At 72.4% G+C, this 20,563-nt stretch carries 19 protein-coding genes; 15 read left to right on the top strand and 4 right to left on the bottom strand.

Annotated features, from left to right (window positions below; genetic code table 11):
- Nucleotides 1-84 precede the first annotated feature (84 nt).
- On the bottom strand, nt 85-2,205 hold the full coding sequence (locus FHS39_RS17955) for a glycosyltransferase family 4 protein (RefSeq protein ID WP_184350353.1): 2,121 nt from the start codon (nt 2,203-2,205) through the stop codon (nt 85-87).
- A gap of 236 nt (nt 2,206-2,441) precedes the next feature.
- Between FHS39_RS17955 and FHS39_RS17960 the strand changes: the two genes are divergently transcribed.
- Nucleotides 2,442-3,230, top strand: a complete 789-nt coding sequence (locus tag FHS39_RS17960) for a hypothetical protein (RefSeq protein ID WP_184350354.1) — start codon at nt 2,442-2,444, stop codon at nt 3,228-3,230.
- 7 nt (nt 3,231-3,237) lie between these two features.
- Here FHS39_RS17960 and FHS39_RS17965 read toward each other — a convergent pair whose 3' ends face one another.
- Nucleotides 3,238-4,221 (bottom strand): hypothetical protein, encoded by a 984-nt coding sequence (locus FHS39_RS17965; RefSeq protein WP_184350355.1) that lies wholly within the window; start codon nt 4,219-4,221, stop codon nt 3,238-3,240.
- 64 nt (nt 4,222-4,285) lie between these two features.
- Between FHS39_RS17965 and FHS39_RS17970 the strand changes: the two genes are divergently transcribed.
- The 4 genes from FHS39_RS17970 to glmM all read left to right on the top strand — a co-directional run bounded on the left by FHS39_RS17970 (nt 4,286) and on the right by glmM (nt 8,717).
- Nucleotides 4,286-5,905: an ABC-F family ATP-binding cassette domain-containing protein gene (locus tag FHS39_RS17970; RefSeq protein ID WP_184350356.1), complete on the top strand. Its 1,620-nt coding sequence runs from the start codon at nt 4,286-4,288 to the stop codon at nt 5,903-5,905.
- 312 nt (nt 5,906-6,217) lie between these two features.
- Complete coding sequence (gene rplM, locus FHS39_RS17975; protein WP_184350357.1) at nt 6,218-6,664, top strand: 50S ribosomal protein L13; 447 nt, start codon at nt 6,218-6,220, stop codon at nt 6,662-6,664.
- Between the two features lie 39 nt (nt 6,665-6,703).
- On the top strand, nt 6,704-7,216 hold the full coding sequence (gene rpsI / locus FHS39_RS17980) for a 30S ribosomal protein S9 (RefSeq protein ID WP_184350358.1): 513 nt from the start codon (nt 6,704-6,706) through the stop codon (nt 7,214-7,216).
- 142 nt (nt 7,217-7,358) lie between these two features.
- Complete coding sequence (gene glmM, locus FHS39_RS17985) at nt 7,359-8,717, top strand: phosphoglucosamine mutase (protein ID WP_184350359.1); 1,359 nt, start codon at nt 7,359-7,361, stop codon at nt 8,715-8,717.
- Between the two features lie 57 nt (nt 8,718-8,774).
- Here the strand turns inward: glmM and coaA are convergent, their stop codons facing one another.
- Nucleotides 8,775-9,755 (bottom strand): type I pantothenate kinase, encoded by a 981-nt coding sequence (gene coaA, locus FHS39_RS17990; RefSeq protein WP_184350360.1) that lies wholly within the window; start codon nt 9,753-9,755, stop codon nt 8,775-8,777.
- 257 nt (nt 9,756-10,012) lie between these two features.
- Between coaA and FHS39_RS17995 the strand changes: the two genes are divergently transcribed.
- The 10 genes from FHS39_RS17995 to FHS39_RS18040 all read left to right on the top strand — a co-directional run bounded on the left by FHS39_RS17995 (nt 10,013) and on the right by FHS39_RS18040 (nt 19,066).
- On the top strand, nt 10,013-10,246 hold the full coding sequence (locus FHS39_RS17995) for a hypothetical protein (RefSeq protein WP_184350649.1): 234 nt from the start codon (nt 10,013-10,015) through the stop codon (nt 10,244-10,246).
- A gap of 23 nt (nt 10,247-10,269) precedes the next feature.
- Entirely contained in the window at nt 10,270-12,117 is a 1,848-nt protein-coding gene (glmS, locus tag FHS39_RS18000) for a glutamine--fructose-6-phosphate transaminase (isomerizing) (protein WP_184350361.1), read from the top strand.
- A complete protein-coding gene (locus tag FHS39_RS18005; RefSeq protein ID WP_184350362.1) occupies nt 12,114-12,482 on the top strand; it encodes a holo-ACP synthase in 369 nt (122 codons plus the stop codon). The genes glmS and FHS39_RS18005 overlap by 4 nt, the downstream gene beginning before the upstream one ends.
- Nucleotides 12,483-12,580: 98 nt before the next feature.
- Nucleotides 12,581-13,765, top strand: a complete 1,185-nt coding sequence (locus FHS39_RS18010; protein WP_184350363.1) for a helix-turn-helix domain-containing protein — start codon at nt 12,581-12,583, stop codon at nt 13,763-13,765.
- A gap of 143 nt (nt 13,766-13,908) precedes the next feature.
- The gene (locus tag FHS39_RS18015; protein WP_184350364.1) at nt 13,909-14,100 is read left to right on the top strand and encodes a hypothetical protein; all 192 of its coding nucleotides are present in this window, start codon (nt 13,909-13,911) and stop codon (nt 14,098-14,100) included.
- Nucleotides 14,097-14,534 (top strand): ATP-binding protein, encoded by a 438-nt coding sequence (locus FHS39_RS18020; RefSeq protein ID WP_184350365.1) that lies wholly within the window; start codon nt 14,097-14,099, stop codon nt 14,532-14,534. Before FHS39_RS18015 ends, FHS39_RS18020 begins: the two co-directional genes overlap by 4 nt.
- Before the next feature lie 58 nt (nt 14,535-14,592).
- Entirely contained in the window at nt 14,593-15,015 is a 423-nt protein-coding gene (locus tag FHS39_RS18025; RefSeq protein ID WP_184350366.1) for a hypothetical protein, read from the top strand.
- A 28-nt stretch (nt 15,016-15,043) separates the two neighbouring features.
- On the top strand, nt 15,044-15,826 hold the full coding sequence (locus FHS39_RS18030; protein ID WP_184350367.1) for an SDR family oxidoreductase: 783 nt from the start codon (nt 15,044-15,046) through the stop codon (nt 15,824-15,826).
- Between the two features lie 64 nt (nt 15,827-15,890).
- Nucleotides 15,891-16,409 carry a DinB family protein gene (locus tag FHS39_RS18035; RefSeq protein WP_184350368.1) on the top strand — a complete coding sequence of 173 codons (519 nt, stop codon included), beginning with the start codon at nt 15,891-15,893 and terminating at the stop codon, nt 16,407-16,409.
- Nucleotides 16,410-16,570: 161 nt separating this feature from the next.
- Nucleotides 16,571-19,066 carry a serine protease gene (locus tag FHS39_RS18040; protein WP_184350369.1) on the top strand — a complete coding sequence of 832 codons (2,496 nt, stop codon included), beginning with the start codon at nt 16,571-16,573 and terminating at the stop codon, nt 19,064-19,066.
- An 18-nt stretch (nt 19,067-19,084) separates the two neighbouring features.
- Here the strand turns inward: FHS39_RS18040 and FHS39_RS18045 are convergent, their stop codons facing one another.
- Nucleotides 19,085-20,524 carry an NAD(P)H-hydrate dehydratase gene (locus tag FHS39_RS18045; protein ID WP_184350370.1) on the bottom strand — a complete coding sequence of 480 codons (1,440 nt, stop codon included), beginning with the start codon at nt 20,522-20,524 and terminating at the stop codon, nt 19,085-19,087.
- Nucleotides 20,525-20,563: the final 39 nt, after the last annotated feature.

Raw genomic sequence — 20,563 nt, forward strand, 5'->3', positions numbered from 1 at the left:
CCCGGCGCCGGGGTGCCCGTAAATCGCTCTTCGGGGTCGTCCTCAAACGCCGGACGGGCTGAATTCAGCCCGTCCGGCGAACGGTCAGCCTGCCGCTTCCATTGCCGGCAGATTCACCGCGAGGTCGCTCGACATCGTGAAGTACGGGTGGACGCCCGCGATCGTCGGGTACATATCCGTCTTGTTGCGGTCGACGATGTCGCCGATCAGCCTGCCGATCCGTACCGGCTCGGCGCCCGGTGCCACCCGCAGGGACAGGTCCCACGTCGTGCTCTCGTCGCTGCCGCGGGCGGCGCGCAGCCGCTCGTAGGGGATGCTCACGCGGAACGTCGTCGGGTCCACGACCTCGACGTCCACGGACACCTCCTCGGCCGTCTCCGTGCGAGGAGCGCCCAGTACCACCGGGTTGCTGTCGGCCGTGAACTCCGTGCCGTGCAGGGTGCCTTCGACCGTGAACTCGTCCGTGCCCGCCCGGACGCTGCGCGCCTCGGCGTGGGCGTCGCGGTGCCAGGCGCGCAGCGCGAGGTAGCCGTCGACGGTCGGGTAGGGCACCCACCAGGTGAAGGGCGCGCCCGGCAGGGGTTCGAGGTCGAGCAGGCCGCGGCCCTCGGCGAGGTGGGAGACCACGCGGCGGCGGGCCTTGTCGTCGGCCCGGACCACGTGCAGGTCCCAGCGGCCTTCGCCCAGCCGCAGCTCGGCCCGGTCGAGCACCGCCGTCCACGGTCCGCCCGTGGTGGTGGGCTTGGCCAGCGGCACCGCGACGGGCTTGCCCTCCTTGCGCCGGGTCACCGTCAGCGAGAGCTTCTCGCCGGTGATGCCCGCGCCGTCGACCGAGACGAGGATGTTGCCGGCGGCGTCGATCCGGCAGGAGGCCACCGGCCGCAGCGGCTTGCGGACCACGATGTCCTTGAGCACCGACTTCACCGGCGGCTTGGCGGCCCTGGCCACCGGGCGGCGCAGCGGCCGGACGATCTTGCCTGCGGTGCGGCGCAGCCGCTTGGCCAGGGGCAGCGGCTCGGCCTGGGGCCGGCCCTGGGCCCGGTCGGCCGAGGGCGCGGCGGCGCGCGGGGCGCCGAGGCTGTCGATCAGCTGGAGGTAGGCGTCGGCGATGCGTTCGGGGGAGTAGCGCTGGGCGGATTCGCGGGCGGCGGCGCCCATGGAGCGGCGCAGCTCGTCGTCCTCGATCAGCTTGAGCAGGCCCTTGGCGATGGCCTCGACGTCGCCGACGGGGACGAGCAGGCCGTCCTTGCCGTCGGTGATGATCTCGCCGGGGCCGTGCGGGCAGTCGGTGGCGACGACGGGGACGCCGCAGCCCATGGCCTCGACGATCGTCATGCCGAAGGACTCCTCGCGGGAGGTCACGGCGGCGATGGAGCCCTTGGCCCACTCGGTCTCGATGGGGGAGTGGGCGCCCATGAGGGTGAGGGACTCGGTGAGGCCGAGCCTGTCGATCTGGGCGCGCAGCTTGGGCTGCTCGGGGCCGCGGCCGTAGAGGCGCAGCTTCCAGTCGGGGTGGGCGGCGGCGACGGTGGCCCAGGCGGAGACCAGCAGGTCGTACCGCTTGACGGGGATGAGGCGGCCCGCGGCCACGACGAGCTTGGTGGCGGGGTCGGCCGGCTCCACCTCGGACGGGGGGCAGCCGTTGGGGATGCAGATGATCTTGGTCTTGACGTCGGGGAAGTGCTCGCGGTGGGTGGCCGCGTCGGCTTCCGAGACGGTGGTGTGCGCGTCCAGGTGGGGGATCGAGGCGTCCTGGTAGGCGCGGATGGACGGCTCGTGGGTGCCGTAGATCCGGTGCTCCTGGCCGATGCGCAGGTAGTGGTCCTTGCCGAACTCGGCGAGGTACATCACCAGGCCGGGGCGGGTGGCGACGACGACGTCGGCGTCGGTCTCGGCGAGGTGCTCGGCGACGCGCTGGTCGGTGAGGGCGCTGAAGTGGGCGCCCTTGGCCTCGACCGGCGGGATGTACGGGGTGTCCTGGCCGAGCAGCGGGTGATCGCGGTCGACGCCCTTCTCGGGGCGCTGGTCGATGAGGTTGACCAGTCTGACCTTGGGGTGCAGCGGCAGCCGGGGCTTTTCGCCGGTTCTGAGGATGGAGACGATCTCCACGTCGTTGCGGGCGGCGAGCGCTCCGGCGACGTTGAACGTGGAGCGGATGGTTCCGCCGATGCCGTAGGCGTTCTGCAAAAGGAAAGAAATCTTCATGGCGGTGTGTGCGCGGCAAGCTCGGTGTGCCGCGTCCGTCCTTCCCCCGTGGCCTGGGTGTCCGGTCGTCCCCCTGCGGATCGGCCCGTTGGTTGGTTGTCCGGTCCGATCCGTCGGTAAAGACCGTTGGTGGGGATTTCGGTTGCCTGCGCAGCCTACATTGTGGCTTGGGTCACGTGAAAAGCGGCGAGAAGGGCAGGCTCGTGGGCGCTGGACGGCGGGTTACAGGGAAGGCCATGGCGTCGGTCGCCGCGGTTGCGGTGCTGGGTCTGGCGACCGGCTGCGCGGGGGACGGTCCCCGCCCGGCGGCCGCGCGGGGGCCGGTCGTGGAGGGCAAGGGCGATCTGAGCGCTGTGAAGGTGCTCAGCGGTGTTCAGCTCCGACACGCCGAGCTGGGCCCGCGGGAGGTGGCCGGCTTCCAGATCGAGAAGGCGTCCCCCGGCTCGGCCGGGGGCGGCAGACCGAGCACGGACAGTCCGCCGTGCAGACCCCTGGTGGTGGCCCTGGGCTCCCAGCCGCAGCCCGAGTCGGCGGCGTCCGTGGTCAACACCTTCTCCAAGGGCACGCGGGAAGAGGGCTTCCAGGGGCTGCTGGGCATGATCCGCATCTCGTCGTATGCGGGCGACGGCGCCGCCACGACGCTGGGGGAGCTGCGGTCGGCGGCGGCCCGGTGCGCGGGCGGCTTCCGGATGAAGACCGGCGAGGGGCAGGCGCAGCGGTTCGAGGCGGTGCGGATGCTCCCGGCGCCGAAGGTGGGGGACGAGGCGGTGGCCTACCGCCTGGACAACGCGGTGGAAGAGGCGCCGAGCCTGGTCACGGTGGTGCGGACCGGGTCGACCCTGTCGATGTTCTTCGCCACGAATCTCACCGACCCGGGTGCGGTGGAGATCCCGGAGCGGCTGGTGGCGGCCCAGGTCGCGAAGGTGGAGAAGCTGGAGCGGGCCGAGCAGCGGCCCACGGCCCCGCCGCCGCACCCGGCGCCGGGGGGCGGCGAGGGCGGCGAGGCGGGCGAGAGCTCGGAATGACCGGGGGCTAGTGGGCCGCGGACGGCTTCGGGGAGCCGGAGGCGGTCTTGGCGGGCTCGGAGGAGGCCTTCGGCGAGGACACGGACGCCGACGCCTGGGCGTTGGCGCGGGCCATGATCCGCCGGAAGGTGTAGCCCGCCACGTCGTGCCCGGCCTTGAGCGCCTTGGTGTCGTCGGAGGTCACGGCGGTGCCGTTGGTGTATCCGGCGACGGTGAAGTAGGTGTAGCGGCCCTCGGCATTGGCCGTGAGGCGGCAGGCGGGCCCCTGGCAGAAATTGGTGCCGTCGTCCCCGGCGAGCGCGGCCATGTTGCCGGTGGACTGCTCCTTGGCCTTGTCGGCGGCGGCCTTGTTGTCGAAGACGGCGACCCCGACGGTCACGGCGACCCCGTCGCGGACGTAGGTGGCGCGCAGCACCTGGCGGCAGCCGTTGTCGGCGAGGACCGCGCCCAAGCCGTTCTGGCCGACCGAGGCGCAGTCGGAAGTGGAGTCGGTGGCCGCCCGCGTGTAGCCCGTCTTCGGGCTCATGACCGGCTTGGCGTGCGGGAAGAGCGTCTTGGTGGAGAGCGGCGCCTTGTCCTTGTCGCTGCTGGCTATGAACTCCTCCGGGTTCGGCGGAGGCGGCGGGGCGACCTTGGAGAAGGTGGGCTCGGGGGAGGCCGAGGCGGCGGGCAGCTTCTCGGCGGCGGGCAGCTTCTTGCCGCTCTTGCCGGACTGCACGACGGCCGTGGCCACGATCGCGGCGACCGCGCCGGTGGCCAGCACTCCGCCGCCGATCATCAGCAGCTTGCGGCGGCGGCTGCGGGAGGCGGTGGCGTCGGCGAGCTGCCCCCAGTCGGGGGTCTGCGTCTGCGGCGCCGCCTGCGGCCAGCCGGGTGCCTGTGGCTGCGCGGCCTGGGGCAGGGGCTGTGCCTGCGGCGGCGGCCCGAACTGCGGCGTCGACGGCTGAGATCCCCCCGGGGGCCCCTGCGGCCCTCCCTGCCCAAAGCTCATGGCGTGCATCGTAATCCGCGTAATCCGCTTGGTCCCCTGCCGGGGAGCCGGGAGAATCGCCGCCATGGGACACGTGGAAGCAGCGCATCTGGAGTACTACCTCCCCGACGGGAGGGTGCTGCTCGGCGATGCGTCGTTCCGGGTCGGCGAAGGCGCCTCGGTCGCCCTGGTGGGGGCCAACGGCGCGGGCAAGACCACGCTGCTGCGGCTGATCGCGGGGGAGCTCCAGCCGCACGGCGGTTCCGTCACGGTCACCGGCGGCCTCGGCGTGATGCCGCAGTTCGTGGGGTCCGTGCGGGACGAGCGCACCGTTCGCGACCTGCTGGTCTCGGTGGCGCCCCCGCGTATCCGGGCCGCGGCCGAGGCGGTCGACAAGGCCGAGTACGCGATCATGACGGTGGACGACGAGGCCGCGCAGATGGCGTACGCGCAGGCCCTCGCCGACTGGGCGGAGGCCCGCGGCTACGAGGCCGAGACCACCTGGGACATGTGCACCATGGCCGCGCTGGGCGTGCCCTACGAGAAGGCGCAGTTCCGCGAGGTGCGCACGCTCTCCGGCGGCGAGCAGAAGCGCCTGGTCCTGGAGTCGCTGCTGCGCGGCACGGACGAGGTGCTGCTGCTGGACGAGCCGGACAACTATCTGGACGTCCCCGGCAAGCGTTGGCTGGAGGAGCGGCTGCGCGAGACGAAGAAGACGGTGCTCTTCGTCTCCCACGACCGCGAGCTGCTGGCCCGCGCCGCCGAGAAGATCGTCAGCGTGGAGCCGGGCCCGGCGGGCAGCGACGTGTGGGTGCACGGCGGCGGCTTCGGCACGTACCACGAGGCCCGCAAGGAGCGCTTCGCCCGCTTCGAGGAGCTGCGGCGGCGCTGGGACGAGAAGCATGCCCAGCTCAAGAAGCTGGTGATCAACCTCCGGCAGGCGGCCGCGGTCAGCCATGAGATGGCCTCCCGCTACGCGGCGGCCCAGACCCGGCTGCGGAAGTTCGAGGAGGCGGGCCCGCCGCCGGAGCCGCCGCGCGAGCAGGACATCCGGATGCGGCTGCGCGGCGGCCGTACCGGCGTACGCGCCCTGACCTGCGAAAAGCTGGAGCTCACCGGGCTGATGCACCCCTTCGACCTGGAGGTCTTCTACGGCGAGCGGGTCGCCGTCCTCGGCTCGAACGGCTCGGGCAAGTCCCACTTCCTGCGCCTGCTGGCGGGCGAGGGCGTGGCGCACACCGGGGCCTGGAAGCTGGGTGCCCGCGTGGTGCCCGGCCACTTCGCGCAGACCCACGCCCACCCCGAGCTGACCGGCCGCACGCTCGTCGACATCCTGTGGACGGAGCACGCCAAGGACCGCGGCGGCGCGATGTCGGTCCTGCGCCGCTACGAACTGGAGCAGCAGGGCGACCAGCCCTTCGAGAAGCTCTCGGGCGGCCAGCAGGCGCGCTTCCAGATCCTGCTGCTGGAGCTGGCGGGCACCACCGCCCTCCTCCTGGACGAGCCGACGGACAACCTGGACCTGGAGAGCGCCGAGGCGCTCCAGGAGGGCCTGGAGTCCTACGAGGGGACGGTGCTGGCCGTCACGCACGACCGGTGGTTCGCGCGGTCTTTCGACCGTTATCTGGTGTTCGGAGCGGATGGCCGGGTACGGGAGGTTCCGGAGCCGGTGTGGGACGAGGGGCGCGTGGCGCGGAAGCGGTGACCGGGCCCGGCCGGGGGTCCGGGGGGTGTCCCCCGGGGGAATGCAGTCGGAGCCGGTGTGGGACGAGGGGCGCGTGGCGCGCAGCCGGTGAGACCATGTTTTGACCCGGCAGCGGCGTCCCGGGTACCCTGTGGGTTCGTTATGCGTATTGGCTTGGTCGTTCTCACGCGAGGGGCCCTTACGCTTGTCCACCAGGCTGATCGCCAGTGGCTGGCACACGGGTTGCGTCCCCGGAGTGCGGCCAAAGCTGTGTGATCGTCCGGCTGGGCCGTGTCAGGACCCACACTCACTGAAGAAGCGAAGGCTACGACCGTGCGTACGTTCAGCCCCAAGCCCGGCGATGTCCAGCGCCAGTGGCTCATCATCGACGCGCAGGACGTCGTCCTGGGCCGTCTGGCCTCTCAGGCCGCCGCCCTGCTCCGTGGCAAGCACAAGCCCGTGTACGCCGCTCACGTTGACATGGGTGACTTCGTCATCATCGTCAACGCCGACAAGGTGCACCTGTCCGGCAACAAGAAGACCCAGAAGATGGCCTACCGCCACTCTGGTTTCCCGGGTGGTCTGCGCTCCGTCCGTTACGACGAGCTGCTCGACAAGAACCCCGAGAAGGCCGTCGAGAAGGCGATCAAGGGCATGCTGCCCAAGAACTCCCTCGGCCGTCAGATGCTCTCGAAGCTGAAGGTCTACTCGGGCTCCGAGCACCCGCACGCGGCCCAGCAGCCCGTTCCGTTCGAGATCACCCAGGTCAAGCAGGGCTAAGTCCCGGCCACCGCCGAACCAGAAAGTCTGAGGAGAATCGTGGCTGAGACCACCGCCGAGACGCCTATCGAGGACATCACCGAGGAGTTCGCGGGCGACGCGACCTTCGAGTCCGAGGCGACCGAGTACACCAGCGAGTCCCTCGCGTCCCGCTTCGGCGACCCGCAGCCGGCCGCCGGCCTGGGCCGTCGCAAGAACGCCATCGCCCGCGTCCGGATCGTTCCGGGCTCCGGCAAGTGGAAGATCAACGGTCGCACCCTTGAGGACTACTTCCCCAACAAGGTGCACCAGCAGGAAGTCAACGAGCCCTTCAAGGTGCTCGAGCTCGACGACCGCTACGACGTCATCGCCCGCATCGCGGGTGGCGGCGTGTCCGGCCAGGCCGGCGCCCTGCGCCTGGGCGTGGCCCGCGCGCTGAACGAGGCGGACGTGGACAACAACCGCGGCCCGCTGAAGAAGGCCGGCTTCCTCAAGCGCGACGACCGTGCGGTCGAGCGCAAGAAGGCCGGTCTCAAGAAGGCCCGCAAGGCTCCGCAGTACAGCAAGCGCTAAACACGCGCCTGCGCTGTACTGTCCGAACGCCCCGGTCGGCACGTTCCGTGCCGCCGGGGCGTTCGGCCATTGGCGGTCAGGACTTGGTACGTATGTTCAGGGGCCGTGGCGGCCCCGCCCCCGCGTTTTTGGGAGGACACCAGTGGGACGACTCTTCGGTACGGACGGTGTGCGCGGTGTCGCCAACGCCGATCTGACGGCGGAGCTCGCGCTCGGCCTGTCGGTGGCGGCGGCGCACGTGCTCGCCGAGGCGGGTACGTTCGAGGGCCATCGCCCGGTGGCGGTGGTCGGCCGTGATCCGCGCGCGTCCGGGGAGTTCCTGGAGGCCGCCGTGGTGGCCGGGCTCGCCAGCGCCGGCGTCGACGTCCTGCGGGTGGGCGTGCTGCCCACGCCCGCCGTCGCCTATCTGACCGGCGCCCTCGGTGCCGACCTCGGCGTGATGCTCTCCGCCAGCCACAACGCGATGCCCGACAACGGCATCAAGTTCTTCGCCCGCGGCGGCCACAAGCTCGCCGACGAGCTCGAGGACCGCATCGAGCAGACCTACCGGGCGCACGCCTCCGGCGAGCCCTGGGACCGGCCCACCGGCGCCGGCGTCGGCCGGGTCCGCGACTACGACCAGGGCTTCGACAACTACGTCGCCCACCTGATCGGCGTCCTGCCCAACCGCCTCGACGGCCTCAAGGTCGTCATCGACGGCGCCCACGGCGCCGCCTCCCGCGTCTCCCCCGAGGCCTTCTCCCGGGCCGGCGCCGAGGTCGTCACCATCGGCACCGAGCCCGACGGCCTCAACATCAACCTCGAGTGCGGCTCCACCCACCTGGACAAGCTGCGTGCCGCCGTCGTCGAGCACAGCGCCGACCTGGGCGTGGCCCACGACGGTGACGCCGACCGCTGCCTGGCCGTGGACTCCAAGGGCAACGAGGTCGACGGCGACCAGATCCTCGCCGTGCTGGCCCTGGCCATGCGCGAGGCGGGTTCGCTGCGCAAGAACACCGTGGTCGCCACCGTCATGTCGAACCTGGGCTTCAAGCTCGCCATGGAGCGCGAGGGCGTCGACCTGGTGCAGACCGCGGTCGGCGACCGCTACGTCCTGGAGGAGATGAAGTCGAACGGCTTCGCCCTCGGCGGCGAGCAGTCCGGCCACGTCATCGTCCTCGACCACGCCACCACCGGCGACGGCACCCTGACCGGCCTGATGCTGGCCGCGCGCGTCGCCGCCACGGGCCGCTCGCTCGCCGAGCTGGTCGGGGTCATGGAGCGCCTCCCGCAGATCCTCATCAACGTCCGCGACGTCGACAAGTCCCGCGTCGGCGCCTCCCGGGAGCTGGCCGACGCGGTCAACGCGGCCGAGCGCGAGCTGGGTTCGACGGGCCGGGTGCTGCTGCGCTCGTCCGGCACGGAGCCGCTGGTGCGGGTGATGGTCGAGGCCGCCGACATCGAGCAGGCCCGCACCGTCGCACAGCGTCTTGCGGACGTCGTGAAGACCGAGCTGGGTTAAACCCCTCGAACGAACGCCGGACGGGCTGAAATCAGCCTGTCCGGCGTTTTTTCTTGCCTAAAGCTTCCGCAGCGACAGCCGCTGCACCTTGTGGTCCGCGCCCTTGCGCAGGATCAGATTGGCGCGCCCGCGCGTGGGCGCCACATTCTCCAGCAGGTTCGGCTTGTTGATGGTCCGCCAGTTGCGCCGCGCGTAGTCCAGCGCCTCCTCCTCCGACACCTCCGTGTACCGCCGGAAGTACGAATCCGGGTCCTGGAACGCGGTGGCGCGCAGCTTCTTGAAGCGCTCGTAGTACCAGCCCTCGATGTCCTCGGCGCGGGCGTCCACGTAGACGCTGAAGTCGAAGAAGTCGACGAGCCCGACCCGGGTCCGGCCGTCCTTGCCCGGCAGGGCGGGCTGCAGCACGTTCAGGCCCTCGACGATGAGGATGTCCGGGCGGTGCACGGTCAGCCGCTCGCCGGGGACGATGTCGTAGACCAGGTGGGAGTAGACGGGTGCGGAGACCTCGGCCTTGCCGGCCTTCACGTCCGCGACGAAGCGGGTCAGCGCCCGGCGGTCGTAGGACTCGGGGAAACCTTTCCGCGACATCAGTCCGCGCCGCTGCAGCTCCGCGTTGGGCAGCAGGAAGCCGTCCGTGGTGACGCGCTCGACGCGCGGGTGCTCGGGCCAGCGGGCGAGGAGGGCCTGCAGGAGGCGGGCGGTGGTCGACTTGCCGACCGCCACGCTGCCGGCGACGCCTATGACGAAGGGCGTGCCCGGCTGCGCCCCCTTCTCGCCGAGGAAGGTGTTCAGCGCCCCGCGCAGCTGCCCGGTGGCGCCCACGTAGAGGTTGAGCAGGCGCGAGAGCGGCAGGTAGATGTCGCGGACCTCGTCCAGGTCGATGACGTCGCCGAGACCGCGCAGCCGTTCGACCTCCTCGGCGGTCAGCGGCAGCGGGGTGTTCTCGCGCAGGGCGCTCCACTCCGCGCGGGTCAGGTCCACAAAGGGGGAGGAGTCGGCGCGGCGTCGATGCTGCGGCTGCTCTGTGGTCGTCGGCACGGGCCCATTCTGCGCGGAGGCGCCGCGGCGATCACTTCGGGGTGTGGGGTTCGGGTGTTCTTGTGGGGTTTGGGTGGGGATGGTGAGTGAAGTTCGCCGTGGATCCTGTCCTTACTGCCGAGTCAGGAGTACGTTCCTGCCTCCGGTCGGCACCATGCTCCGGACCGCACCACGCTCCGGTTTGCACCATGCGAGGGACTTCCGTGTTCGTACTCCATCTCGTGCTCCGCCTCATTCGAAAGCTTGTACTGCGTCTGGTGCGCGCCCCCCAGCTGGCCGCCCGGCACCGGGCCGCCGCCCGGGGAGAGCGCACCGCCCTCGCCGACCGGGTGCACGGCGAGCTGGCGGCCGAGCTGCCGGACGAGGACCTGGGCCAGGACCTGGACGACTGCCTCGACACCTACGTTCTCGGCAGCAAACCGCGCTGCGAGGAAGTGGAGTACCTGGAGCTGGTGCAGGAGGCCATCGACCGGATCGAGCGCGGTCGTTGACCCCTGGCCGTACGCTGCACTCCATGTGCGGAATCGTTGGCTATGTAGGAGGGCAGTGCGCCCTCGATGTCGTATTGGCAGGCCTGCGGCGACTGGAGTACCGCGGCTATGACTCGGCCGGGGTCGCGGTCCTGGCCGACGGCGGCCTGGCCTCGGCCAAGAAGGCGGGCAAGCTCGCCAACCTGGAGAAAGAGCTCGCAGGCCGGCCCCTGCCCTCCGGGCCGACCGGCCTGGGGCACACCCGCTGGGCCACCCACGGCGGCCCCACGGATGCCAACGCCCACCCGCACCTGGACAACGCGGGCCGGGTGGCCGTCGTCCACAACGGCATCATCGAGAACTTCGCCGAGCTGCGCGCCGAGCTGACCGATCGCGGCCACGCCCTCGGCTCCGAGACCGACACCGAGGTCGTCTCCCACCTGCTGGCCGAGGCCTTCTCCTCCTGCGGCGACCTGCCCGAGGCCATGCGGCAGGTCTGCCGCCGCCTGGAGGGCGCCTTCACGCTCGTCGCCGTGCACGCCGACGAGCCGGACGTGGTCGTGGGCGCCCGGCGCAATTCGCCCCTGGTGGTGGGCGTCGGCGACGGCGAGAACTTCCTTGCCTCGGATGTCGCCGCCTTCATCGCCCACACCCGCGAGGCCATCGAGCTCGGCCAGGACCAGGTCGTCGAGCTGCGGCGGGACGGCGTCACGGTCACCGACTTCGACGGCGCCCCCGCGGACGTACGCCCGTACCACGTGGACTGGGACGCCTCGGCCGCCGAGAAGGGCGGCTACGACTACTTCATGCTCAAGGAGATCGCCGAGCAGCCCAAGGCGGTCGCGGACACCCTGCTGGGCCGCATCGACGCGGCGGGGGCGCTGTCGCTGGACGAGGTGCGCATCCCCGCCTCCGTGCTGCGCGAGGTCGACAAGGTCGTCATCGTGGCGTGCGGCACGGCGTACCACGCCGGGATGATCGCAAAATACGCCATCGAGCACTGGACCCGCATTCCGTGCGAGACGGAGCTCGCCAGCGAGTTCCGCTACCGGGACCCCATCCTCGACCAGCGGACGCTGGTCGTGGCCATCAGCCAGTCCGGCGAGACGATGGACACCCTGATGGCCCTGCGGCACGCCCGTGAGCAGGGCGCGAAGGTGCTGGCCATCTGCAACACCAATGGCTCCACGATCCCGCGCGAGTCCGACGCGGTGCTCTACACCCACGCCGGGCCGGAGGTGGCCGTCGCCTCCACCAAGGCGTTCCTGACGCAGCTGGTCGCCTGCTACCTGGTGGCGCTGTACCTGGGGCAGGTGCGGGGCACCAAGTGGGGCGACGAGATCGTCTCGGTGATCCGCGAGCTGTCGGAGATCGCGACGCAGGTCGAGGAGGTACTGGAGACGATGGAGCCGGTGCGGGAGCTGGCCCGCTCCCTGGCCGACAAGAACACCGTCCTCTTCCTGGGCCGGCACGTCGGTTACCCGGTGGCCCTGGAGGGCGCCCTCAAGCTCAAGGAGCTGGCCTACATGCACGCCGAGGGCTTCGCGGCGGGCGAGCTCAAGCACGGCCCGATCGCGCTCGTGGAGAAGGACCTGCCGGTCGTCGTGGTCGTTCCCTCCCCACGCGGACGTTCCGTCCTCCACGACAAGATCGTCTCCAACATCCAGGAGATCCGCGCCCGCGGCGCCCGCACGATCGTCATCGCGGAGCGCGGCGACGAGGCGGTGCGCCCGTACGCCGACCACCTCATCGAGATCCCGGCGACCCCGGTGCTGCTCCAGCCCCTGGTCGCCACCGTCCCCCTCCAGGTCTTCGCCTGTGAGCTCGCCACGGCGCGCGGCAACGAGGTGGACCAGCCGAGGAATCTGGCGAAGTCGGTGACGGTCGAATGATCGTGGGAGTGGGCATCGACGTCGCCGAGATCGACCGCTTCGGCGCGGCCCTGGACCGCACGCCGACCATGGCCGACCGCCTGTTCGTAGAGCGCGAGCTCTACCTGCCGAGCGGGGAGCGCCGCGGCATCGCCTCCCTGGCGGTCCGCTTCGCGGCCAAGGAGGCCCTGGCGAAGGCCCTGGGGGCGCCGGCGGGCCTGCTGTGGACGGACGCCGAGATCGTCACGGAGGACAGCGGCCGACCGCGCCTGGTCGTCACGGGCACGGTGGCCGCGGCGGCGGAGGCCTTGGGGGTGACGTCCTGGCACATCTCACTGAGCCATGACGCGGGGGTGGCGTCGGCGGTGGTTATTGCGGAGGGGTGAGGGTTACGGCAATTGCCTCTGGGGGCAAGCCCTTTGGGCGTCGGTGTGTCGGTCGGTCAGGGTACCGTTCTGCTGTTCACGTCAGAACGGAGCACGCTATGCCCCCGTACTTGGACGAGCACACCGGCGCCCGCATCGCGCGGGCGCGCAGAGCGCGGCGGCTGACTCAGCGCGAGCTTGCCGACCTCTCCCACGTGTCCTACAGCACCCTCACCAAGGTCGAGCAGGGCGTGCTGCCCGCGAGCCCCGCCGTGACCGGTGCCCTGGCGCGTGCCCTGTCCGTCTCCGTCGCCGAGCTGAACGGCCAGCCCTACCTCGACGAACTGCGGCAGGATCAGCTGGACGGGTTGATCCAGCCGATCCGCGACGCGCTGAACGTCTACGACCTCGGGCCGGATCCGGACGTCACCCCGCGCCCGGTGGCCGAGCTGGAGGCGCACGCCGACCGGCTGTGTGCGCAGGTGCGCGCGACGAACATCAAGCAGGTGGCCGCCGACCTGCCCGCCCTGATGCAGGAGGCCACCACGGCGGCCCACCTCGCTCCGGACGACCGGAGCTGGCGCGTGCTGGCGAGCACCTACCGCACCGCCTACGACGTGACGACGAAGCTCGGCTTCCCGGATCTCGGGACGGTCGCGCTGGACCGCCTGGAGTGGTCCGCGCAACGGGCGTCCGACCCGCTGCTGAGCGGTATGCGGCAGTACATGCGGGGTGTGGCCTATCTGCGGGCGGGTGACTGCCGGACGGGAAAGCGGCTCGTCCGGCTCGGCATGGCCACGTTGGAACAGGCGGAGGCGGGGCGTGCGCGCAACGTGCTCACCGGGCAACTCCACCTGGGTGCAGCCGTCTTGTGCGCGCGTGACCAGGACGAGGGTGCAGCCGAGGGCCACCTCGGCGAGGCGCAGCGCATCGCCGAGCTGACCGGACCGGCCGAAAAGGTGCACTGGGTGTCGTTCGGGCCGACGAACGTCGGCGTGCACCGCGTGAGCGTCCTCGCCGAGCTGGACCACTACCAGGGGGCCGTGGAGGCCGCCGAGCACATGACGATCCCCGACGGCTGGCCCCCCTCGCGGTTGGCGCACCACTGCGCTGAGGTGGCGCGGGCGCAGATGTGGACCGGCCGCACGGACGCGGCCTTCAAGAACCTCCAGCGGGCCCGCAAGCTGGCGCCGCAGCAGACGCGCTACCACCCGCTGGTGCGGGAGACGTTCGCGGGCCTGGAGTCGGCGAAGCGGAGAATGCCGGACACCTTCGGCAACTACGGCGCCTGGCTGGGCAGGTAGCGGCCGGTGAAACCGTGGCCGGAGCTATCAGCAACGTCTGCTGGTTCCGGCCATGTGGCGCAGCCAGTCTGTGAAGGTCAGAAGACCCCCGCGACCGCGTCAACGGCCCGGGGGCACGGCCAACGCTTCCAAGGAGCGTCAACGTGCTCGACTCTATCCGCCGCATCGGCTCCGCCGCGAGAGCCCTGTTCCGGTCCCGTACCGTCCGGTGCGACGCCTGCGCCCGGAGGTTCGTCCCCGTGGCGGCGGGCGCGGCGCCGTACGTGCCCGTGGTCACCGCCCACGGTATCGACTTCGTGCCCCGCCAGCCGGGCCGGGCGGAGATGGCGCGGTGAGCGCCCCGTGCGGCCTCGTCGCCGCGCCGGTGCGGGCCTGCTACCGGATGAGCGCCCCGTGCGCCCCCGGTACCGCGCGGCTGGCGCGGGAGTTCGTCACGGCCGGCCTCGTCGCGGTCGAGCGGCGCCGCGCCATCGAGACGGCGCGGATCTGCGTGTCCGACGCCGTGGCGACCGTCGTGCGGCGCTCGCGCATGCCCGAGCTCGCCGTGGAGGTGACCGTGTACGACGAGCGCGTGGTCGTGGCCGTATGCGATGACGAACCCGGCAGGCTGCCGTGGCCCCGGCAGGCGGACGGGGGAGAGGGAGGCGGGAGCGGGCTCGCGCTCGTGCGCCGGCTGGCGGATGCGGCCGGGGTGAGCTGGGTCTGGGACGGGCTCGAACTCGTCGGGAAGCAGGTCTGGTTCGAGCTGCGGGAGCCCGTCCGTCCGTAACCCCTCGGCGCCCCGCCCGGTTGAAAAGGGCTCACGCCACCGGGAGGGGATCGAGGACATGGCCAAGCGGATCAGCGGCGCGGACCGCGTGATCATGGCGCTGCTGACGTCGCAGTGGCCGGACGGCCGGTGCGTGCTGGCGTATGCCAAGCACGGGGCGATGGCGGTGGTCGCCGCGGTGCCGGTGCCCGACCTCCCGCAGGGCGACTCGTCCCTGTGGGAGGTGGCGGCGCGGCACGTGCCGGGCAATTCGCTCAACGAGAGCGAGTCGTACGGCAGATGGCTGCTGTGCACAGGGTGGAGCATGAGCGTCATGCCTCCGGCCCACGGGCTCGTCGTCAAGGGCGAGCCCTGGTCGCTGGACGTGCTGAAGACCGCCGTGCTCAAGGAGCCCTGCTACGGCTCGGACGGTGTCCACGTGGGCCGGATGACGTTCGGGAACGAGGAGGTTTCGGAGCGGGTCCGCAAACTCCTGACCTGACGGCCGCGGGTGTGGGAGCGTGCGGCGCATGCCTTCCACTCGTACGTACCTGGTCACCGGAGCGGCTTCCGGCATAGGCGAGGCCACCGCCGAGCGCCTGCGCGCGGAGGGTCGCGCCGTCATTGGCGCGGATCTCGCGGGCGCCGGCATCTGCGCGGATCTGGCCACGCCCGAGGGGCGTGCGGAGCTGGTCGCGCGGGCCCGGGAGCTGACCGGGGGCCATCTCGACGCCGTGATCGCCTGCGCCGGGGTCGCGCACTTCGATCCGCTCACCGTCAAGGTCAACTACTTCGGTGCCGTGGCCACGTTGGAGGGCCTGCGGCCGCTCCTGGCCGAGGGGGCCGACCCGCGCGCGGTCGTCGTCTCCTCCGCCACCGCGATTCACCCGCACGACCCGGCGATCGTCGATGCCGCCCTGGCCGGTGACGAGAGCGCTGCGGCCGCCGCCGCGTCCGCAGCGCTGGAGCGTGGCGAAGGACATCTGATCTACGGCTCTTCCAAGCGCGCCGTGGCCCGCTGGGTGCGCCGCACGGCGGCCACGGCGGACTGGGCCGGCGCCGGCATCCCGCTCAACGCGGTCGCGCCCGCGCTCGTCGTCACGCCCATGACCGAGGGGGTGCTCGCCGACGCCAAGACGCGCCGGCTCATGGACGCCGTCCTGCCCATGCCGCTGCACGGCCACGCCGCCGCCGGGCAGATCGCACCGCTGCTGGCCTTCCTGACCTCGCCCGAGAACACGCACGTCACGGGCCAGATCGTCTTCGCCGACGGCGGTACGGACGCCGTGCTGCGCGGCGAAGGCGCTTGGTGAGCCCGACCGCCTGCCACCGGAAAACGCGTCGCCCGGCCGCAGCCCGCTCCGGCATGATCGCCGCATGACGTGGACAGCCCCCTCCGTGCCCCGGCCGCGGCCCGGCTCACTGACCGCCGACGAAGCCACCCTGCTGCGGGGCCTGCTCGACTGGCACCGCACCACCCTCCTGCGCAAGTGCGCGGGCCTGAACGGCGAGCAGCTCGCCGAGCGCTCCACCCCGCCGTCGAACCTCTCCCTGCTCGGCCTGGTCCGGCACATGGCGAAAGTCGAACGCTTCTGGTTCCGCAGCCGGTTCGCCGGGCTGCCGCTGGAGAAGCTGTACAGCACCCACGAGCAGAAGGACGCGGACTTCGAGGCCCTCGACCCGGCCCGCGCCGAGGAGGACTACGCCCGTCTGCTCGAAGAGTGCCGCCTCGCCGACGCGGTCGCCGCCGAGGCGTCCCTCGACGAGACGTTCACGCACGACGGCGAGGTCTGCTCGCTGCGCTTCGTTTACGTGCACATGATCGGCGAATACGCCCGCCACAACGGCCACGCGGACCTGCTGCGCGAGCGGGTGGACGGGGCGACGGGCGCGTAGCGCCCGCACGGGCATCCCGGCCGAGACCCCTGACGGGCCCCTCCGTCTGCCGTATCGTCAACTGCGCGGTGATGAAGGTGCGGCGGAGGGGGAATGGGCCCGTGCACCCGGCGAAAGAGCGGATTGCGGCGGTATTCGGGCGGGGCCAGGGGAGCGGGTATTTGCTCACCCCGCGTCTCGTGCTCACCGCCGCACACGTGGTGGCGGACTGCGAGGCGCCGCGGGTGATCGTGCCCGGGGGCGTCGGGCAGGTGCGGTGCAAGGTGGCGTGGGCGCGGGATGACGACCGGCGGTGCGACGTGGCGCTGCTCGTGGCCGAGCGTGACCTCGTGACCGAGGACGCGGCGGCCGCCTTCGAGCCGCTGACCTGGGGCCGGGCCTACGATCTGCGGTCCTGGCCGGGGGCGCAGGCCATCGGGTTCCCGCACGTCCAGCGGGACGCCTGCGGCGAGCTCGACACCGAGCAGGTCGTCGGCACGTTCAAGCCGGGCAGCAATCTGCTCAGCGGGCGGCACGTGCTGGACAGCGACCACGACGCGCCGGAGGCGCCGGCCGACGGGGGTTCGCCGTGGGCGGGCATGTCCGGCTCGGCCGTCTTCGTCGAGGGGCTGCTCGCCGGGGTGGTCAATGCCGACCCCGCCGGCTGGCGGCACGGGCGGCTGACGGTGACGCCGTCGGAGACGCTCTGGTCGGAATTCCGCTTCCTCCAGGAGTGCCTGCTGGCGGGGCACAAGCCGGAATCCCGGTCGCTGATGTCCAGCCGGCAGCTCGAAATCGAGGCGTTCGAGCGGCGGTTGCGCGAGTACGTGGTCGAGAAGGTCGGCAAGCTGACCATCATCGGCCTGACGCTCTCCGACGGCGACGGCGAGACCTGGCCGCTGGACGCCGCCTATCTGAGCCTTGAGCTCACCAGCGCGTCCCGGCGGCCGGCCGGCGGCTTCGGGCTGCCGCCCGGGGAGGCGGCGGGCCGGTCCGTACCGTCGCCGCGGCGCGCCGAGGAGGCGCTGGCCGGGCAGAATCGCGTGCTGCTGCGCGGCGCCGCCGGATCCGGCAAGACCACGCTGCTGCAGTGGCTCGCCACCATCACCGCGCGCGGCGAGCTGCCCCCGGCGCTCGGCCACCTGAGCGGCTGCCTGCCGGTGACCCTGCCGCTGCGCACCCTGATCCGGCGCGGGGCGCTGCCGCAGCCCGAGGAGTTCCTCGCGGCGTCCGCCGGGCCGCTGGCCGGGCTGCCGGCGGCGCAGGGCTGGGCGACGCGCAGGCTGACCGAGGGCACCGCGCTGCTGCTGATCGACGGCGTCGACGAGGTGCCTGAGGCGGACCGCCGCCGCACCCTGGTCTGGGTCAAGGACCTGCTGGCCGCCTACCCCAACGCGCGGTTCGTGATCACCACCCGGCCCTCCGCTGTGCGCGAGGGCTGGCTGGCCGACGCGGGCTTCACCGAGCTGGAGCTGCTGCCGATGAGCCGGGCGGACGTCACGTCCTTCATCGACCGCTGGCACACCGCTGCGGGGCAGCAGGGCGACGCCCGGTTACGGGCCTTCCGCGACTCGCTGACCACGGCGGTCGTCGCCAAGGGCGACCTCGGCCGGCTGGCGACCAACCCGTTGATGTGCGCCCTGATCTGCGCCCTCAACCGCTCCCGCAAGGGCTGTCTGCCGCACGGCCGGATGGAGCTGTACCGCGCCGCGCTGGAGCTGCTGCTCGTACGCCGCGACCGCGAGCGGGACGTCGTCGTCGGCGGGGACGGCCCCGAGCTGGAGCACGACCAGCAGGTGGCGCTGTTGCAGAAGGTCGCGTACTGGCTGATCCGCAACGGCCGTTCCGAGATCGAGTGGCACAAGGCCGTCGAGATCCTCGAACGGGCGCTGCCCGCCATGCCGCACGTGGCGCAGCGTGGCAGCGCCGAGGACATCCTGCGCCACCTGGTGCTGCGCAGCGGCCTGTTGCGGCAGCCGACCAGCGGGACGCTGGACTTCATCCACCGCACCTTCCAGGACTACCTGGGCGCGCAGGCGGCCGTCGACGAGTGGGACTTCGACGTGCTGGTCAACAACGCTCACGACGACCAGTGGGAGGACGTCCTGCGCATGGCCGTCGGGCACGCGCCGCCGCGCGCCCGCGCCGAGCTGCTGGGCATGCTGCTGGAGCGCGGCGACCGCGAGGAGGGCCACCGCCACCGGCTGCACCTGCTGGCGGCCGCCTGCCTGGAGCACGCGGTGATGGTCGACCCGGAGATCCGCGCCCGGGTCGAGAAGTCGGCCGCCGAGCTGGTGCCGCCGCGCGACGTGGAGGCGGCGAAGGCGCTGGCGGGGGCGGGGCGGGTGGTCCTGGACCTGCTGCCGGGGCCGGAGGGGCTGTCGGACGAGGTGGCCCATGCGGTGGTCGTCGTGGCGACGACGGTCTCGGACGACCGTGCCATCCCGCTGCTGGCGCGGTACGCGGCGCACCCCTCGCTGGCGGTACGGGCCCAGCTGGCGTGGGCGTGGGACCGGTTCGACACGGAGCACTATGCCGAGGCCGTGATCGCCAGGCTCTCGTACGAGGACGGGCTGGCGTTCGTGGTCAAGAGCCGAGCACACGAGGAGGCGCTGGAGAGGCTCGGCGGCCGGCCGGAGGTGTGGCAGCGGGGACAGGCGGCCGGACGACGGGACTGACCCCGTCCCCGTAAGCCGTCACCCCCGCGACACCTCCCGCCACACCCCCCGCAGCTCCTCGGCCACTCCCATTGCCGTGACCGGGGAGTCGCCCAGGAAGCGGGCCGCCAGGCCGTGCAGGTAGGCGCCCACCGATGCCGCGTCGCGGCCCGACAGGCCCGCCGCCAGCAGGGAGCCCGTCAGGCCCGAGAGGACGTCGCCGCTGCCCGCCGTCGCCAGCCACGGGGTGCCCGTCGGGTTGACCCGCACCGGGTGGCCCGCGTGGGCCACCAGTGTGGTCGAGCCCTTGAGCAGGGCCGTCACCCCGAAGCGGGCCGCCAGGGCGCGTACGGACGACAGGCGGGCCGCTTCCACTTCCTCGCGGGACAGGCCGAGCAGGGCCGCCGCCTCGCCCGCGTGGGGGGTCAGGACCGTGGCCGCGGTGCGGGCGCGCAGGCCCTCGGGGGTCAGCAGGCGCAGGCCGTCGGCGTCCACCAGGACCGGGACGTCCGAGGCCAGGACGTCCTCCAGGGCCTGCCGGGCCTCGGCGCCGTCGCCCAGCCCCGGCCCGACGACCCAGGCCTGCACCCGGCCGGCCTTCGACGGCGGCCCGGAGGAGACCAGCGTCTCGGGGAAGCGGGCGATCACCGCCTCCGCCGCGGGGCCCACGTAGCGCACCGCCCCCGCGCCGCCGTGCAGCGCGCCCGCCACCGCCAGCACCGCCGCCCCCGGATAGCGCGCCGACCCGGCGACGATGCCGATCACGCCCCGCCGGTACTTGTCGCTCTCGGCGTCCGGGCGGGGCAGCAGATCCGCCGCGTCCGCGTGCTGGAGCGCCTCCACCTCGGCCTCTTCCGGCAGCCGCAGCCCGATGTCCACCAGCCGCAGCGCCCCCGCGTACTCCCGCGCCGGGTCGATGAGCAGGCCGGGCTTGTACGCGCCGAAGGTCACCGTCGCGTCCGCCCGCACCGCGGCCCCGCGCACCTCGCCGCTGTCCGCGTCGACGCCGCTGGGCAGGTCGACGGCCAGGATCGGGGCGCCCCCGTCCTCCGCGGCCCGGACCAGCTCCTCGGCCGGGGCCCGCAGCCCGCCCTTGCCGCCGATGCCCACGATGCCGTCGACCACGAGATCCGCCCGCCGCACCACGGGCACCCCGTCCGCTGCGGAGACCACACGCCCCCCGGCGCCCCGCAGCGCCCGCACGCCGCCCGGGTGCGCCCGGTCGGCGGACAGCAGCACGGCCGTCACCCCGGCGCCCCGCCGTGTCAGGCGGGCCCCGGCGTACAGGGCGTCGCCGCCGTTGTCCCCGCTGCCCACCAGCAGCGCCACCCGCGCCCCGTACACCCGCCTGCCGAGCAGATCGGCGCAGGCCGCGGCCAGTCCCGCCGCCGCGCGCTGCATCAGCGCGCCCTCCGGGAGCTCCGCCATGAGAGCCCGTTCCGCCGCCCGTACCGTCTCCACGCTGAAGCCAGTCCTCATGGCCCAAGCCTCCCCCAGACACCCCGGATGTGACACCCG

The organism is Streptomyces olivoverticillatus, from assembly GCF_014203555.1.
Taxonomy (GTDB): domain Bacteria; phylum Actinomycetota; class Actinomycetes; order Streptomycetales; family Streptomycetaceae; genus Streptomyces; species Streptomyces olivoverticillatus.

Bases quoted from the DNA above. Each gene is read 5' to 3' on its own strand.
- glmS (WP_184350361.1), top strand. From the start codon at position 10,270: ATGTGCGGAATCGTTGGCTATGTAGGAGGGCAGTGCGCCCTCGATGTC.
- FHS39_RS18035 (WP_184350368.1), top strand. From the start codon at position 15,891: ATGACGTGGACAGCCCCCTCCGTGCCCCGGCCGCGGCCCGGCTCACTG.
- FHS39_RS18045 (WP_184350370.1), bottom strand. From the start codon at position 20,524: ATGAGGACTGGCTTCAGCGTGGAGACGGTACGGGCGGCGGAACGGGCT.
- FHS39_RS18010 (WP_184350363.1), top strand. From the start codon at position 12,581: ATGCCCCCGTACTTGGACGAGCACACCGGCGCCCGCATCGCGCGGGCG.
- FHS39_RS17960 (WP_184350354.1), top strand. From the start codon at position 2,442: ATGGCGTCGGTCGCCGCGGTTGCGGTGCTGGGTCTGGCGACCGGCTGC.
- FHS39_RS18005 (WP_184350362.1), top strand. From the start codon at position 12,114: ATGATCGTGGGAGTGGGCATCGACGTCGCCGAGATCGACCGCTTCGGC.
- FHS39_RS17955 (WP_184350353.1), bottom strand. From the start codon at position 2,205: ATGAAGATTTCTTTCCTTTTGCAGAACGCCTACGGCATCGGCGGAACC.
- FHS39_RS18025 (WP_184350366.1), top strand. From the start codon at position 14,593: ATGGCCAAGCGGATCAGCGGCGCGGACCGCGTGATCATGGCGCTGCTG.
- FHS39_RS17970 (WP_184350356.1), top strand. From the start codon at position 4,286: ATGGGACACGTGGAAGCAGCGCATCTGGAGTACTACCTCCCCGACGGG.
- FHS39_RS17965 (WP_184350355.1), bottom strand. From the start codon at position 4,221: ATGAGCTTTGGGCAGGGAGGGCCGCAGGGGCCCCCGGGGGGATCTCAG.
- FHS39_RS18030 (WP_184350367.1), top strand. From the start codon at position 15,044: ATGCCTTCCACTCGTACGTACCTGGTCACCGGAGCGGCTTCCGGCATA.